The following is a 14,720-nucleotide window of genomic DNA, read 5'->3' as shown; positions in this document are numbered from 1 at the left end:
AGCATGGAGCAGCGGGTCAGCCTGATCACCCTCGCCGTGGAGGACCTGGCGGCGGTCCGCCGGTTCTGGCTGGACGGCATGGGCTGGTCGCCGTTCGTCGAGGCCGAGGGCGAGGTCCTGATGCTCGAGGTGGCCGACCGGGTGCTGCTCTCGCTCTGGGACGCCGACCACTTCCGTGCCGAGGTGGGTCCCACCGTGCAGGGGGAGGGCAACATCCCGATCACGCTGGCGCACAACGTCCGCAGCCCCCAGGAGGTCGACGCGGTCCTCGAGCAGGCCCGTGCCGTGGGCGCCCGCTCGGTCACCGACGGCCAGCACCGGGAGTGGGGCGGGTACTCCGGCTACTTCGTCGACCCGGCTGGGTTCGCCTGGGAGGTGGCCTGGGCGCCGGGCGAGGTCGGGGACCGCGTGCTCGGTCCACCGAGCTAGCCCCACCGCCGCGCATCCGGTCGACGACGCTGACGCTGCGTGCCCTCCGAGCCGGTCCCTGGCGCCTCCGGGTGGGCGACGTGAGCGAGGTGCCACGTCGTCCGGTGGCGCCAGTCGTCCAGGCCGCGCGAGCCGCGCGGGGACCGGGTCGGCCGCCGGCAGGATCAGCCGGGACCATCGCTGCGCGGCACCAGCCGCCCGATGTGGCGGGCCGCCACGACGTCGCCGGCCCGGCGGACGAACTCCCCCTGGACGCCGGCGAACGGACCGCCGGTCACCACGAACCGCTCTCCGGTGAGCATGCCGACCGGGAAGGCCAGTGACTCGGCCGGTGCGTCGCCGTCGGTGACCGTGCCGTGGATGACCAGGCCCCCGTCGGTGACGACGACCCGCAGCTCGATGCCGTCGGTCCGGTAGGTCCCGACGTACGCCGCCAGCTCGTCGGCGCCGAGCTGCAGCGTCTCGGGCGGTGGTTCGACCAGCCCGAGCCGCGTCCGGAGCATCCGGCGCACCACCTGGTCGGCCAGCTCGCGGCCAGCGGGTGCGGCGTTGGTTAGGACGACGACCGCCCAGTCGCGATCCGGTACCACGGTGATGGTGGAGTGCTGGCCCGAGACGTCGCCGTGGTGCTCGACCAGCCGCACGCCGCCGATGTCGCGCAGCAGCCACCCGACGCCGACGCCGACCCCCGGCAGCAGCTCGTGCGGTGTCGACGGGGCGTGCATCGCCCGGAGCCGGCGCTGCGACAGCAGTCGGGTGCCGTCGGCCGCTCGGCCGTCGCCGAGCTGGAACCGGGCCCAGGTCAGCTGGTCGGTGATGCTCGAGGCGAGCCGGGCCCCGGCGGGCAGGTAAGCGCGCGGTGAGCTCCACGGCCGGCACACCACCGGTGTCGAGCCGGGTGGGTCCTGCGGCTGGTGACCGACCGCGAACGAGCCGGTCATGATCTCGTTCAGCGACGTCTTCGTCTGGCGCAGCCCGAGCGGGTCCAGCACCAGCCGGGCCAGCGCGCGCTCGTACGTCTCGCCCGTGACCTGCTCCACCACCCGCCCAGCCAGCACGAACGCCGCGTTGTTGTACGACGCCCCGCTCCCTGCGGCGAACCGCTGCGGTAGCCCGACGAGCAGCTCGACGGCGCGCCGCAGCGCGTCGTCGCCCTCACCGGTGTCGGTCCAGGCGTCGCCGCCGTCCCAGCCGGCGGTGTGGTTGAGGAGGTGACCGACGGTCAGCGTCCCGGCGGTCGTCGCGTCGTGCAGCCGCAGGTCCGGGAGGTGGCGGCGGACCGGGTCGTCGAGGTCGACCCGTCCCTGCTCGACCAGCACCATCATCGCCGTGGCGGTGAAGGTCTTGGCGGTCGAGCCGATCTGGAACAGCGTCGCCTCGTCGACCGGTCGCCCCCCGTCGACGCTCGTGGTGCCGTGCGTGAGGACCTCACGCTGCCCGCCGTGCTCGATCCCCACCGCGACCCCGGGGACGCCCAGCTCACGCGCCGCCTGGGCGACCTCAGCGGCGAGGACGGCGGACTGGTGTGCCATGCCGAGACCCTACGGCCGATCGGCCCCTGCCCGGGGGCGTCGTGCGGTGTCGTCCGCAGCACCCGCCGCCGGCGACCTCGCGCGGTGGTCCGACCTGCGCCGAGGGCTGCCGGGTGCGGCTCGTCGGCCGGGTCCAGGTGCCGGCGGCGGGCTTCGGTGACGACTGTCATCGTCGGGTGCGCCTCCGGGGCGGTTGAATGAGGTCATGGCCCAGCCCCTCCTCCTTCCCTCCGGCACCAGCCCCACCCAGGCCGACCGGCCCCTGCTGCTGCGGGCGCTGCTGGTCGCCCTGGCCGGGGTGCTGCTGCTGGTGTCCGCACCCGGCCCGGCCCGGGCCGAGGACCAGGGGGAGGACTGGCGGATCACCCGCTACGACGTCACCGCCGAGACCGCGAGCGACGGCACCACCCGGGTGACCACCGAGCTGGACTTCGACTTCGGCGACGAGCCGGCCCACGGCCCGGTGCTGGTGCAGGCGGTCCGGCAGCGCATCGAGGGCGATCCCGACCACTGGCGCAGCATGCCGATCACCGACGTCTCGGCCACCAGTCCCAGTGGCGCCCCGGCCCAGGTCAGCACCGAGGTCGAGTCGGGTGCGATGGACATCCGCGTCGGCGACGCGGACGTCGAGGTGGAGGGCCTGCAGACCTACGTGGTCACCTGGGTGCAGCAGGGACTGGTCAACCCCGAGGCCACCGGCTCCGGGCTGGACGAGCTCTCCTGGAACGTCCTCAACCAGTGGCAGGTGCCGGTCGAGGACATCACGGTCACCGTCCGCGGGCCGGCCGAGGTCGAGCAGGTGGGGTGCTTCGCCGGTGAGCCGGGGACGAGGACCCCCTGCACGTCCGCCGCCGAGGAGGGCACCACCGCCACCTTCACCGACGACGGGATCAGCACCGACGAGGGGCTCACCGTGGTCACCGGCTGGCCGGCGGGTTCGGTGACCGCACCGGTCCTGCTGACCGAGCGCCGCCACCTCGGCAACACCTTCGCCGCCAACCCGCTCACCGTCGGCGGCGGGCTGCTGGTGGCCGCGCTCGGCGCCCTGCTGGCCGCGCTGCTGGCGCGGCGCGGTCGTGACGAGCGCTACGTCGGCCTGACCCCGGGCCTGTCGCCGCTGGCCGGCGCCGAGGCCACCACCGCCACCGGAGGGGCGCGCGGACCCGTCGCGGTCCGCTTCACCCCGCCCGACGGCGCCGGCCCCGCCGAGGTCGGCACCGTGCAGGACGAGGTGGCCCACACCGCCGACGTGACGGCGGCGCTGGTCGACCTGGCGGTCCGCGGCCACCTCCGCATCGTGGACACCCGCGGACCCGGGGACACCGACGACGCACCCACTTGGCGGCTGGAGCGGCTGACCGGCGGGGACGACGAGCTCGCCGACTACGAGCAGGTGCTGCTCGACGGCGTCTTCTCCACCGGGGACGAGGTCGACCTCGACGGCCTCGTCTTCGCCCCCGCGCTCGCCTCCACCCAGACCGCCCTCTACCGCCGGGTCACCGAGCGTGGCTGGTTCCGGGCCGACCCGCGCGCCGTGCGCCACCGCTGGGCCGGGGGTGCGGCCCTCGTGCTGGTGGCCGGGGTGGTCCTCACGATCGTGCTCGCCCTCACCGTCGGCGCCGGGATCATCGGGCTGGGGCTGGTCGTCGCCGGCGTCGTCGGCCTCGCCCTGACCGGCCGGGCACCCGCCCGCACGGCCGCCGGCTCGGCGCTGCTGGAGCAGTCGCTGGGCTTCAAGCTGTACCTCAGCACCGCCGAGGCGGACCAGATCAAGCTGGAGGAGGCCGAGCAGGTCTTCTCCCGCTACCTGCCCTACGCCATCGCCTTCGGGGTGGCCGAGCACTGGACCGGGGTCTTCGCCGAGCTGGCCGCCCGCGGGCACGCCCTGGACACGCCCACCTGGTACGCCGGCGCCCACCCCTTCGTCTTCACCGGAGCGGCCTTCGGTGACCAGATCTCCTCCTTCTCCTCCGCGGTGAGCAGCGCCGTCACGACCTCCACCGCCGGCAGCGGCGGTGGCAGCGGCTTCAGCGCCGGGGTCGGCGGCGGCGTGGGCGGTGGGGGCGGCGGTGGGTGGTGAGCCGTGACGGGCCCCCGCCGACGCTGAGACGCGCGCTGCCGCGGTGAGCCACCCCGGCAGCATGGTCGGGTGAGCAGCACGGCAGGGCCCCGGCCGGCGCGCCGGACCCTGCGGGTCACGGTCTGCTGCCGGCCCACCCTGGTGGGCCTTCGATGATCTCGGTGCTGTCCGGTCTCGGGACCATCGCGGCGGTGGTGCTGGTCGGCGTCGCCCTGGCCCACCTGCGGGTGCTGGACGGGAACGGGCAGCAGGTGCTGGCGCGGATCACCTTCACGGTGGCCACCCCGGCGCTGATCCTCACCCTGATGTCACGCACCGACATCACTCGGATCGTCTCGCCGAGCCTGGCCGTGGCCGCCTGCGCGTCCCTGCTGGTGGCCCTGGTCTGGGTCGGGCTGGCCCGGCTCCGCTGGCGGCGCGGCGCCGCCGAGACGGTGGTCGGGGCGTGGTCGGCGGGCTACGTCAACGCGAACAACCTGGGCATCCCGGTGGCGGCCTTCGTGCTCGGCGACGCGTCGGCGGCCCTGCCCGTGCTGCTGCTGCAGATGGTCCTGCTCCAACCGCTCGGCCTGGTGGTGCTCGACGTCTGCGCGGCCCGTGAACGCGGGGGCCGGGTCTCGGTGGGCTCGGTGCTGAGCCGCCCGTTCCGCAACCCGATGACCGTGGCCACCCTCGCCGGGGTCGCCCTCTCGCTGCTGGAGTGGTCGATCCCCGCCCCGGTGGCCGCGCCGCTGGACATGCTGGGGGCCATGTCGGTGCCGGCCATGCTGCTGGCCTTCGGCGTCTCGCTCCGGCTGGGCCCGCTCCCGGGCCGGGGTGAGCCACCGGCCCAGCTCGCCACCCTGGTGGCGCTGAAGCTGGTGGTGATGCCCGCGGTCGCCTGGGTGCTGGCGGCGCTCGTCTGGCGGCTCGAGCCGGCCACGGTGGCCGCCGTGGTGCTGATGGCGGGGCTGCCCAGCGCCCAGAACGTCTTCATCATCGCCACCCGCTACCGGGTCGGGGTCCTGCTGGCCCGCGACGTGGTGTTCCTCAGCACCGTGCTCTCGTTCGCCACCGTGCTGCTGCTGGCCCTGCTGCTCCGCCTCGGCTGACCGCGCCCGCACGCCCGGGACCTCCTGTCGGCCGGTCGTAGGGTCGGCCCATGGAGACGTTCCCCGAGCCGCACCCCGGGACGGGCCCCGCCGCGGAGGTGACGGTCTACGAGGTCGGTCCGCGCGACGGCCTGCAGGCTGAGGAGACCGTGGTCCCGACGGCCACCAAGGTCGAGCTGGTGCACCGGCTGCACGCCGCCGGCCTGCGCACCGTCGAGGTCACCAGCTTCGTGCCGCCCCGTTGGGTCCCGCAGCTGGCCGACGCCGAGGAGGTGCTCGGCGCGGTGGCCGGGCTGCCGGACGCCCGGCTCCCGGTGCTGGTGCCCAACATCCGCGGGCTCGAGCGGGCCCTGAGCGCCGGCGCCCGCGAGGTGGCCGTCGTGGTCAGCGCCACCGAGGCCTTCGCCCGCGCCAACCTCGGCACCGGGCGGGAGGAGGCGGTCGTCCGTGCCGAGGCGGTACTGGCGCTGGCCGCCGAGCACGGCGTCGCCGCCCGGGGCTACGTCTCGATGGCCTTCGGCGACCCCTGGGAGGGCCGGGTGGCGCCGCGGCAGGTCGTGCCGCTGGTGGAGCGGCTGTGGACGGCCGGCTGCGCCCGGGTCAGCCTCGGCGACACCATCGGCGTGGCGACGCCCGCGCACGTCCGCGCCCTGCTCACGGTGCTGGCCGGCTCGGAGGAGCGGCTGGCCCTGCACGGCCACGACACCTACGGTCAGGCGCTGGCCAACGCGGCGGTGGCCCTGGAGGCCGGGGTCCGCGAGCTCGACGCCTCCGCCGGCGGCCTCGGCGGCTGCCCCTACGCCCGTTCCGCCACCGGCAACCTGGCCACCGAGGACCTGCTCTGGATGCTGCACGGGCAGGGGGTGAGCACCGGCGTCTCGCTGCCGGACCTGGCCGCCACCAGCGCCTGGCTCGCCGGGCGGCTGGGTCGTCCCAGCCCGTCACGGGTGGTGCGGGCGCTCACCGGCGGTTCGTCGTGAGAAGGCGTCGGGGTCGTGCGCTACGTTCGAACCAGGGCCCGGACGGGGCGCCGAGACGAGAGCGAGAGTGACCGTGCCCGACTACCGTGACTTCGACCTGGACCGCAGCACCGCCGAGTCGTGGCTGGAGTTCGAGCAGCGGCTCGCCGAGGTGGTCTCGATGATCGACGACTCCGCCGACTTCACCCTCGGCTGCGTGGCCGTGGACGAGGAGCCGGTCCCCTTCGTGCGGTTCCACAGCCGTGACCGCGACACGCTGCTGGCCGAGGCCGCCAGCAACGCGGTGGTGGGGGAGAAGTACCAGCTCGGCCCGGCCGAGCTGACCCGGCTCTCCGAGCTGGGCTGGCAGGACCCCACCAGCGAGCCCGAGCAGCCCGGCGACCCCGTCAGCGAGAACTTCTGGGTGCTGAGGGCCCAGGAGCAGTCCGAGGCCCTGGCCGGGCTCGCCGTGAGCACCCTCCGCGACGTGTACGGCGTCCAGCACCCCGTCTTCCTGGCCCCGGACCAGCTGGCCGAGATCCTGACCCCGGCCCCGGAGCCGGTGGTCCTGACCGAGTACGACGCCGAGGACGTGGCCGCGGTGGTCCCGGCCGGGGTGGAGCACCTGCGCGACCTGGTCGAGGTGGAGCTGACCGAGATGTTCGGCCACACCCCACTGCACGACGCCGAGGGCGACATCGCCATCCGGGTCGGCTCGACGATGCTCTTCCTGCGGCTCTCCTCCGACGCCCGCGAGGTGCTGGTCTTCGCCTCCCTGGTGCACGACGTCGAGGGCCGCTCGCGGGCGGTGGAGGTGCTCAACGACCTCAACGCCGACGCCCGGATGGTGAAGTTCCAGCTGATCCGGGACCGCGTCTTCGTGACCTGCTCGGTGATGGCCCACCCGTTCGTGCCGGCCCACCTGCACCAGGCGGTCACGATGATGGCCGAGGTGGCCGACGGGATCGACGACGAGCTGGCCGGCAAGCTCCGCGGACGCACCACCTTCGGCCCCGACGCCGGCTGAGCGGCGGGCCGGACCCACGACCCGCGGGTCCGGTGGCTTCCCGCGGCGGGGGCGGTCGTCTAGGTTGCAGGCATGAGCGCGCAGAGCCACCGTCGCGAGCCGCAGCCCCCGGTCCCCGGACCGGGTGCCGGAGCCGACCCGGGTCGCGCCGCCGGGCCCGAGGAGCCGCTGCACCGCATCGCCGACCAGCTGGGCGAGCAGACCGCGCTGCTGCACCGCATCACCCAGCAGCTGGACCAGGTCCTCCGCGCCCTGACCGCCCCGGACGCCGCCGGCCGACCGGTCGTGCCCGCCCCGGCCGCGGGGCCGCCGCCCGTCCACGGCTCCGGTCCGGGCCCGCGGCCGGTCGCCCCCGCCGGCCCGAGCCCGCTCCGGCCGCCGGTGTCGGGGGGACGTCCCCACCCCGGTCCGCCGCCCCCCCGGCCCGGAGTCGGCCCCTCCGGCCCCCGCCCGACCGCTGCCACCCCGCTGGCACCGCCACCGGCCCAGCGACCGGGGCCACCCGCGCCGCTGGCCCCGGGACCCAGCCTGCTCGGCCCGGCACCCTCGGGCCCGCCGCCGTCCCCCGTCGACCCCGAGCACCCGGTGCTCGGGGTGCCCCACCCACCGACCTCGGCCGTCTCGGCCTCGATCCGCACCAGGAGGGCCCGATGAACGAGCCGCACACCATCGTGGTCGGGGTCGACGGGTCCGAGGACGGCCAGCGGGCCCTGGTCTACGCCATCCGCGCCGCCCTCTTCCGCGACGCCGACCTCGTGGTGGCCCACGCGGTGGACGACGCCGTGCTGGCCGGTGCCTGGGGAGTCGTCTACGACCCCACCCTGCTGCAGCAGGCCGGCGAGGCCATCGTGGAGGAGGCCGTCGGGACCGCGACCTCGATGGGGCTCTCCCCGGACCGGGTGCACCGCGAGGTCGCCATGGGCAACCCCGCCGGCGTGCTGGCCAAGCTCTCCGAGAGCAGCGACCTGGTCGTGGTCGGACGGCGCTCGGTGCGGGGGCTGGAGCGGCTGTTCGTCGGCTCCACCAGCGTGGGCGTGGCCGCCCAGGCCCGGTGCCCGGTGATCATGCTGTCCGCGGCCAGCCACGTCGAGCACACCGGCTCGCTGGGTCGCATCGGGATCGGCATCGAGCCCAACCCCAAGGCCTCCGGCGCGCTGCGGATGGCCTTCGAGGAGGCGGCCCGCCGTGGTGCGTCGCTGGAGGTGGTGCACGCGTGGCAGCCGCCCACGGTGGGTCTGTTCGGACGCGCCCTGGACGCCGAGCGCGCCCAGGAGCTCCGCCGCCGCGACACCGAGCACGTCGAGCAGCTGGTGGCCGAGGAGCGCTCCCGCCACCCCGGGGTGGAGGTGACGCAGCTGGAGGTGGAGGCCCACCCGGTGGACACGCTGGTGGACCGCTCGGCCGAGCTGGACCTGCTCTGGCTGGGGGTGCACGAGGGCGGCTTCGGGGTGGGTGCGGTGGTGCGCGGCGTGATGGCCCACAGCCGCTGCCCGCTGGCGCTGGTGCGTGGCTGCGCCGTCCAGGGACGTCGCGCGGGCTCCTGACCGCAGCGATCACGGCGCGCCCGCGCGGTCCGCGGTGGGGTCAGAGCTCCTCGGGGGTGGCTTCGTGGCCGGCCACGCCCCTGGTCCTCTCGTCCTCCTTCATCTGCGCCTCGTACAGGTGGCGACGTCCGTGGGCGTGGGCCTCGCGGGCCTCGCGCTCCAGCCCGCGGAACACCGACCAGTAGTTGTCGTCGTAGTCCTCCACCATCTGGAACGTCCAGCGCCCGGCGATGACGTTGCGCCCCACCAGCTCGGTGCGCAGCCGCTCCGCGGTCTCCGCGTGCCCGGCCTGCTCGAGGGCCTCCACCGCGTCCTGCAGACCGATGTCGGCCTTGCCGGTCAGCTGGTGGAACTCGTAGAGGTGGCCGCGGGCCCGGTCCACCGACTCCAGGGCCTCGGAGAGCTTGCCCAGGGCCTCGACGGTCTCCTGGCTGACGTCGTCGGGCACGCGGTGGGCGGCGTCTCGGCCGTCCTCGGAGGAGGAGGGGGAAGGGCTCGGTGCGTCAGGGGTCTGGGCGTCGGGGGTCTGGGCGTCGTGGTCCATGGCCGGGAACTACCCCGACGTCGGAGGGTGATGCGCCAGCCCGATCATCCGCAGCAGCGGCCCGGCCCCGGTGGCGGTCACCGGCTCGCCGCGGACCAGGGCCTCCGGCGTCAGCAGCAGCCGCTGGTTCAGCGCCGCCTCGCCGCGGCGCGCCTTGACCTGGGTGCCGTCGGGGACGTACCCGACCGCCCGGCTCACCGCCAGCGAGGCGGGGTTGTCGACGAAGGCGCTGGAGGTCACCCGCCGCGCGCCCAGCTCGTCGAACAGGAACGCGCACAGCGCCGCCCGCATCCGCCTGCCGGTGCCCCGGCCCTGGAAGCGGCGGGCCAGCCAGGAGCCCGTCTCGCCGGTGCGGGTCACCGCGTAGTCCCGGGTGGAGAACCCCTGCACCCCGACCAGCTCCCCGCCGACCCGGACGGCGAGCTCGAGGGTGAACGCCTCGGAGGTGAAGGAGGCCTTGACCGAGCTCTGGTAGCGCACGTAGTCCAGCGGCAGCTGCTCGGGGTCGGCGTCGGTCCAGGGGGTGTCGAACGGCATCGTGGCCGGGTCGTGGACGCCGCTGCGCACCAGCGCGACCAGCTCGGGCAGGTCGTCCTCGCGCACCACCCGCAGGGTCAGGTCACCTGCGGTGAGGGTGAGGGCGTACGGCGGCCAGAGGTCGGGAAGGGCGTCCACCGGGGAAGCCAACCACCGACGCGGTGGTCGCCACCAGCGCATTGACCCTCCGGCGCGGAGGACACCACCCCGACGGTCGTGCCACGTCGCCCTTCCGTGCCCCTGCCGCACAGCTCGTGAGGCTGGCGCCCGGTGCCGGCCCGCCGGCCACCGTTGCTGCGCCCACCTCGGTGTGGTGCCGCCCCCGCCGCCGGTCCGGCGGTGGCCCTGCGTCGTCGGCCTGGGCGGTGCCATCGCCGCGTCCGCCGGCCGGGCGCACACCACCGGCTGCGTGGGCGCAGGAAGACGGTCGTGACCCCTGGCCGCGCGGCATAGGGTGGACGGGCCATGTCAGAGACCAGCCCCGCCCCACGCCCTCCGTCGAGCGAGCGGGGCACCGGCCCCCGCCGCCGGCGCGGGCGCGGTCGGGGCCGTGGGGGCCAGACCGCGTCCACCCCGACCGACCAGGCCGTGGGCGCACCGCCCGAGCAGGGCGCGGGTGCCGCGGCGGAGCAGCCCGCCGACGCCCCGGCCGGACGTCCGCCGCGCACCCGGCCACCGGAGGCCGGCACCCGACGCGGGCCCCGTCCCGGCGCACGCCGGGGGGCGGCCGACCGACCCGTCGAGCCGCGGCCCGGTCCCGGCGCCGGCGAGCAGCTGGGCGACGGACCGGACGACCCGGCCGGCACCCAGCCGCAGGTCGCCGGCGCACCCGCCGAGCGACGACCCGGCTCACGGGAGCCGCTCACCGACGCGTCCGCCGACCCGCGTCCCGGCGCGGAGGAGCAGCCCCGCGACGCCGCCGCCGACCAGCCGCCCACGACGTCGACGGACGCCGCCGACCCCTCCGGCGACCAGCGAACCTCCCGGCGGCGCCGCGCGGGGAAGGACGCCGCTCGCCGCCCGGACCGGGGTCCCCGCCGTCCGCCCGAGCCGGAACCGCTGCCGGACACCGTCTCGCTCACCCTGGACCCGGCCCTGCCGATCACCTCCCGCGCCGACGACATCACCGCCGCCCTGCGGGACTCCCAGGTGGTCGTGGTGGCGGGGGAGACCGGCTCCGGAAAGACCACCCAGCTGCCCAAGCTCTGCCTGGCCATGGGACGTCGCGCCATCGGGCACACCCAGCCCCGCCGGATCGCGGCCCGCAGCGTCGCCGAGCGGGTGGCCGAGGAGCTGGGCACCGAGCTCGGTCAGGTGGTCGGCTACCAGGTCCGTTTCACCCGCCGCTCCTCCTCCGCCACCCGGCTCAAGGTGATGACCGACGGCATCCTGCTGGCCGAGATCGGCCACGACCCGATGCTGCGCCGCTACGACACGATCATCATCGACGAGGCCCACGAGCGCAGCCTGAACATCGACTTCCTGCTCGGGTTCCTGCGCCAGCTGCTGCCCCAGCGGCCCGAGCTCAAGGTGGTGGTCACCTCCGCCACCATCGACACCGCCCGCTTCGCCGAGCACTTCGCCGACGCCGAGGGCCGTCCCGCCCCGATCATCGAGGTCTCCGGGCGGACCTTCCCGGTGGAGGTGCGCTACCGCCCGCTCCGGCTGGAGGACCGCGACCCCGACGAGGACGAGGACGACCCCGACGCCGCGCCCGCCTCGTCGGCGGGGGAGCGCGACCAGGTCGACGGCATCGTCGACGCGGTCCGCGAGCTGCACGCCGAGAGCGACCTGACCGGCGGCGACGTGCTGGTCTTCCTCTCCGGGGAGCGGGAGATCCGCGACGCCGCCGACGCGCTGGAGGCGCTGCGGCTGCCGCACACCGAGATCCTGCCGCTCTACGCCCGGCTGTCCGCCGCCGAGCAGCACCGGGTCTTCTCCGCCCACACCGGACGGCGGGTGGTGCTCTCCACCAACGTCGCCGAGACCTCGCTGACCGTGCCGGGGATCCGCTACGTGGTCGACACCGGCACCGCGCGGATCTCGCGCTGGTCGGCCCGCAGCAAGGTCCAGCGGCTGCCCATTGAGCCGGTCTCGCAGGCCTCGGCGAACCAGCGCGCCGGCCGCTGCGGGCGCGTCGCCCCCGGTATCTGCATCCGGCTGTACAGCGAGAAGGACTACCTCTCCCGGCCGGAGTACACCGAGCCGGAGATCCTGCGCACCAACCTGGCCTCGGTCATCCTGCAGATGGCCAGCGCCCGGCTGGGCGACATCGCCGACTTCCCCTTCGTCGAGGCGCCCGCCTCGGCGCAGGTCGCCGACGGTGTGCGGCTGCTGACCGAGCTCGGTGCCCTCGACACCACCACCGCCCGGGGGAGCGCGGTCCGGCTGACCCGGGTGGGTCAGCGCCTGGCCCGGCTGCCGGTGGACCCCCGGCTGGGCCGGATGCTGCTGGCCGCGGAGGACCGTGGCTGCCTGCGCGAGGTGCTGGTCGTGGTGGCGGGGCTGTCCATCCAGGACCCCCGCGAGCGCCCGGCCGAGGAGCGGGAGCGTGCCGACGCGATGCACCGGCGCTTCTGGCTGCCGGTGCCGGAGGAGACCGCGGAGGGGGAGGAGCCGCCGCCCCCGCCGGAGGAGCCGGGCAGCTCGGACTTCCTGGCCTGGCTGCACCTGTGGCAGTACCTGCGACGGCGCCGGCGGGAGCTCTCCGGCAACGCCTTCCGCCGGATGTGCCGCGAGGAGCACCTCAACTTCCTGCGGATCCGGGAGTGGCAGGACCTGCACGCCCAGCTCAAGGAGATCTGCGGCGAGCTGGACATGACCGCCAACTCCGTCGACGCCGGCCCCGACGCCGTGCACGGGGCCCTGCTCACCGGGCTGCTCTCCCAGATCGGGCTGCTCGACGTGCGCGAGGAGGACACCCGGGCCCGGCGTGCCGGGGGCCGCGGCCGGGCGCCGATGAAGGAGTACCTGGGCGCCCGCGGGGTGAAGTTCGCCATCGCCCCCGGTTCGGCGCTCAGCCGCCGCCCACCCGAGCTGGTGATGGCCGCGGAGCTGGTGGAGACCAGCCGGCTCTGGGCCCGGACGGTGGCCACCATCACCTCGGCCCAGGTCGAGGAGGTGGGTGCCCACCTGCTCAAGCGCCAGTACTCCGAGCCGCACTGGTCCGAGCGCTCGGCCTCGGTGATGGCCTACGAGCGCGTCACCCTGCTCGGCGTTCCGGTGGTGGCCCGGCGCCAGGTCTCCTACGCCTCGATCGACCCCGAGGAGTCGCGGCGGATGTTCATCCAGGCGGCCCTGGTGGAGGGCCGCTGGCACACCCGGCACCACTTCTTCGCCCGCAACGCCACCGTCCGGGAGGAGGCCGAGCAGCTGGAGGAGCGCGCACGCCGGCGCGACATCGTGGTCGACGACGAGACCATCGCCGCCTTCTACGACGCCCGGGTGCCCGCCGACGTCGTCTCCGGCGCGCACTTCGACCGCTGGTGGCGCGAGGCCCGCCGCGAGCAGCCGGAGCTGCTCGACCTCACCCTGGACGACCTGGTCACCGACGCCACCAGCGCGTCGGGGGAGGACTTCCCCGACACCTGGGTGGTGGCCGGGCACGAGCTGGCGGTGGACTACGTCTTCGACCCCGGCTCCGGTCAGGACGGCGTCACCGTCACGGTGCCGGTGGAGGTGCTCAACCAGCTCGACGAGGCGCCCTTCAGCTGGCAGGTGCCCGGTCTGCGCCGCGAGCTGGCCACCGAGCTGATCCGCGGTCTGCCCAAGCAGGTGCGGACGCGTTTCGTGCCCGCTCCCGACCACGCCACCCGCGCGCTCGCCTGGCTGCAGGAGCAGGGGGTCGGGCACGACGTCCCCTTCACCACCGCCCTCGGGCGCGCGCTGCGGGCCCTGACCGGCGAGATCGTCCCGGAGGACACCTGGCAGGCCAAGCCCGTCCCGGACCACCTGCGGGTGCGCTTCGAGGTCCCCACCCCGGAGGGACGCCGGCAGGGCCGCGACTTCGCCGGCCTCCGCCAGGACCTCGCCGACACCATCAGCCGCACCCTCAGCACCGTCTCGGCCGAGGTGGTGCGCAGCGGGCAGACCAGCTGGACGTTCGGCACCGTCGCCGCGGAGCTGCAGACCGAGCGCGGCGGGCACAAGGTCGTCGGCTACCCGGCGCTGGCGGAGGAGCGCGACGGCGACCGGTTCACCGTCGGCCTGGTGGTGGCCGACACGCCCGGGCGCCAGCGCCGCCTGCACGTCCTCGGGCTGCGCCGACTGGTGGTCCTGAGCACCCCCGACCCCACCCGCTGGGTGGTCTCCCACCTGTCCAACACCGACAAGCTCGCCCTCGGCCACAGCCCGTACCCCGGCGTCCCGGCGCTGCTGGCCGACGCCCGCACCGCCGCCGTCGGCAGCCTGGTCGCCGAGGCCGGCCCCGAGGCCGCGCTGACCCGGGACCAGGCCTCCTTCGAGCGGCTCTGCCAGCGGGTCCGCCCCGACGCCGCCGAGCGGATGCGCGACGTCGTCGCCACCACCGCGCGGGTGCTGGCCACCCACCAGCAGGTGCTCCGGTTGCTGGAGGGCGCGGCCGTGCCGTCCTGGGCCCGCGACGACGTCCGCGAGCAGGTGGCCAACCTGGTCTTCGCCGGGTTCCTCTCCGTCACCGCCCACGACCACCTGCTGCAGCTGCCGCGCTACCTGGCCGCCGCCGAGCAGCGGCTCCGCGCCGCCCCGCTGGACCCCGCCCGCGACCAGCGTCTGCACGAGGAGGTCGCCGCGGTGGAGGACGCCTACGCCGAGCTGGTGGCCCGCCAGCCGCCGGGGCCGCTGCCCCCGGACGTGGAGGAGATCGGCTGGCAGCTGGAGGAGCTGCGGGTCAGCCTGTTCGCCCAGTCCCTCGGCACCCGCGGGACGGTCTCGCGCAAGCGGGTCCTCAAGGCGGTGCAGGCCGCCGGCTCCTCGTCCCCGGTTCGCTGAGAGCGTGTC

General features: G+C 75.4%; 11 protein-coding genes. 8 read left to right on the top strand and 3 right to left on the bottom strand.

Annotated elements, in window-relative coordinates:
* Positions 1 to 3: 3 nt before the first annotated feature.
* The gene (locus tag BLT52_RS16330; protein ID WP_090595017.1) at positions 4 to 429 is read left to right on the top strand and encodes a VOC family protein; all 426 of its coding nucleotides are present in this window, start codon (positions 4 to 6) and stop codon (positions 427 to 429) included.
* Positions 430 to 593: 164 nt separating this feature from the next.
* On the opposite strand, the gene BLT52_RS16325 is transcribed toward BLT52_RS16330, so the two are convergent.
* Entirely contained in the window at positions 594 to 1,961 is a 1,368-nt protein-coding gene (locus tag BLT52_RS16325) for a serine hydrolase domain-containing protein (protein WP_090595015.1), read from the bottom strand.
* A gap of 205 nt (positions 1,962 to 2,166) precedes the next feature.
* On the opposite strand from BLT52_RS16325, the gene BLT52_RS16320 reads away from it, so the two are divergent.
* The 6 genes from BLT52_RS16320 to BLT52_RS16295 all read left to right on the top strand — a co-directional run bounded on the left by BLT52_RS16320 (position 2,167) and on the right by BLT52_RS16295 (position 8,662).
* Complete coding sequence (locus BLT52_RS16320; protein WP_090595014.1) at positions 2,167 to 4,041, top strand: DUF2207 domain-containing protein; 1,875 nt, start codon at positions 2,167 to 2,169, stop codon at positions 4,039 to 4,041.
* 152 nt (positions 4,042 to 4,193) lie between these two features.
* The gene (locus BLT52_RS16315; RefSeq protein WP_090595012.1) at positions 4,194 to 5,132 is read left to right on the top strand and encodes an AEC family transporter; all 939 of its coding nucleotides are present in this window, start codon (positions 4,194 to 4,196) and stop codon (positions 5,130 to 5,132) included.
* 50 nt (positions 5,133 to 5,182) lie between these two features.
* Positions 5,183 to 6,112: a hydroxymethylglutaryl-CoA lyase gene (locus tag BLT52_RS16310; RefSeq protein WP_090595011.1), complete on the top strand. Its 930-nt coding sequence runs from the start codon at positions 5,183 to 5,185 to the stop codon at positions 6,110 to 6,112.
* Positions 6,113 to 6,185: 73 nt separating this feature from the next.
* Positions 6,186 to 7,118 (top strand): T3SS (YopN, CesT) and YbjN peptide-binding chaperone 1, encoded by a 933-nt coding sequence (locus BLT52_RS16305; protein ID WP_231946359.1) that lies wholly within the window; start codon positions 6,186 to 6,188, stop codon positions 7,116 to 7,118.
* Between the two features lie 72 nt (positions 7,119 to 7,190).
* Positions 7,191 to 7,772: a hypothetical protein gene (locus BLT52_RS16300; protein WP_090595008.1), complete on the top strand. Its 582-nt coding sequence runs from the start codon at positions 7,191 to 7,193 to the stop codon at positions 7,770 to 7,772.
* Positions 7,769 to 8,662, top strand: coding sequence for a universal stress protein (locus BLT52_RS16295; protein ID WP_090595006.1), 894 nt, complete (start codon positions 7,769 to 7,771; stop codon positions 8,660 to 8,662). Before BLT52_RS16300 ends, BLT52_RS16295 begins: the two co-directional genes overlap by 4 nt.
* Before the next feature lie 40 nt (positions 8,663 to 8,702).
* Here BLT52_RS16295 and BLT52_RS16290 read toward each other — a convergent pair whose 3' ends face one another.
* Complete coding sequence (locus tag BLT52_RS16290) at positions 8,703 to 9,206, bottom strand: hypothetical protein (protein ID WP_231946358.1); 504 nt, start codon at positions 9,204 to 9,206, stop codon at positions 8,703 to 8,705.
* A 9-nt stretch (positions 9,207 to 9,215) separates the two neighbouring features.
* Positions 9,216 to 9,881, bottom strand: a complete 666-nt coding sequence (locus tag BLT52_RS16285) for a GNAT family N-acetyltransferase (protein WP_231946357.1) — start codon at positions 9,879 to 9,881, stop codon at positions 9,216 to 9,218.
* 921 nt (positions 9,882 to 10,802) lie between these two features.
* On the opposite strand from BLT52_RS16285, the gene hrpA reads away from it, so the two are divergent.
* Entirely contained in the window at positions 10,803 to 14,711 is a 3,909-nt protein-coding gene (gene hrpA, locus BLT52_RS16280; protein WP_231946650.1) for an ATP-dependent RNA helicase HrpA, read from the top strand.
* Positions 14,712 to 14,720: the final 9 nt, after the last annotated feature.

The organism is Auraticoccus monumenti (assembly GCF_900101785.1).
GTDB lineage: Bacteria > Actinomycetota > Actinomycetes > Propionibacteriales > Propionibacteriaceae > Auraticoccus > Auraticoccus monumenti.
This window is presented reverse-complemented; position numbering and strand designations above follow the sequence as displayed.

Excerpts from the sequence above, each read along its gene's own strand:
- BLT52_RS16320 (WP_090595014.1), top strand. The coding sequence starts at position 2,167 with ATGGCCCAGCCCCTCCTCCTTCCCTCCGGCACCAGCCCCACCCAGGCC.
- BLT52_RS16310 (WP_090595011.1), top strand. The coding sequence starts at position 5,183 with ATGGAGACGTTCCCCGAGCCGCACCCCGGGACGGGCCCCGCCGCGGAG.
- BLT52_RS16325 (WP_090595015.1), bottom strand. The coding sequence starts at position 1,961 with ATGGCACACCAGTCCGCCGTCCTCGCCGCTGAGGTCGCCCAGGCGGCG.
- BLT52_RS16295 (WP_090595006.1), top strand. The coding sequence starts at position 7,769 with ATGAACGAGCCGCACACCATCGTGGTCGGGGTCGACGGGTCCGAGGAC.
- BLT52_RS16330 (WP_090595017.1), top strand. The coding sequence starts at position 4 with ATGGAGCAGCGGGTCAGCCTGATCACCCTCGCCGTGGAGGACCTGGCG.
- BLT52_RS16315 (WP_090595012.1), top strand. The coding sequence starts at position 4,194 with ATGATCTCGGTGCTGTCCGGTCTCGGGACCATCGCGGCGGTGGTGCTG.
- BLT52_RS16290 (WP_231946358.1), bottom strand. The coding sequence starts at position 9,206 with ATGGACCACGACGCCCAGACCCCCGACGCCCAGACCCCTGACGCACCG.
- BLT52_RS16300 (WP_090595008.1), top strand. The coding sequence starts at position 7,191 with ATGAGCGCGCAGAGCCACCGTCGCGAGCCGCAGCCCCCGGTCCCCGGA.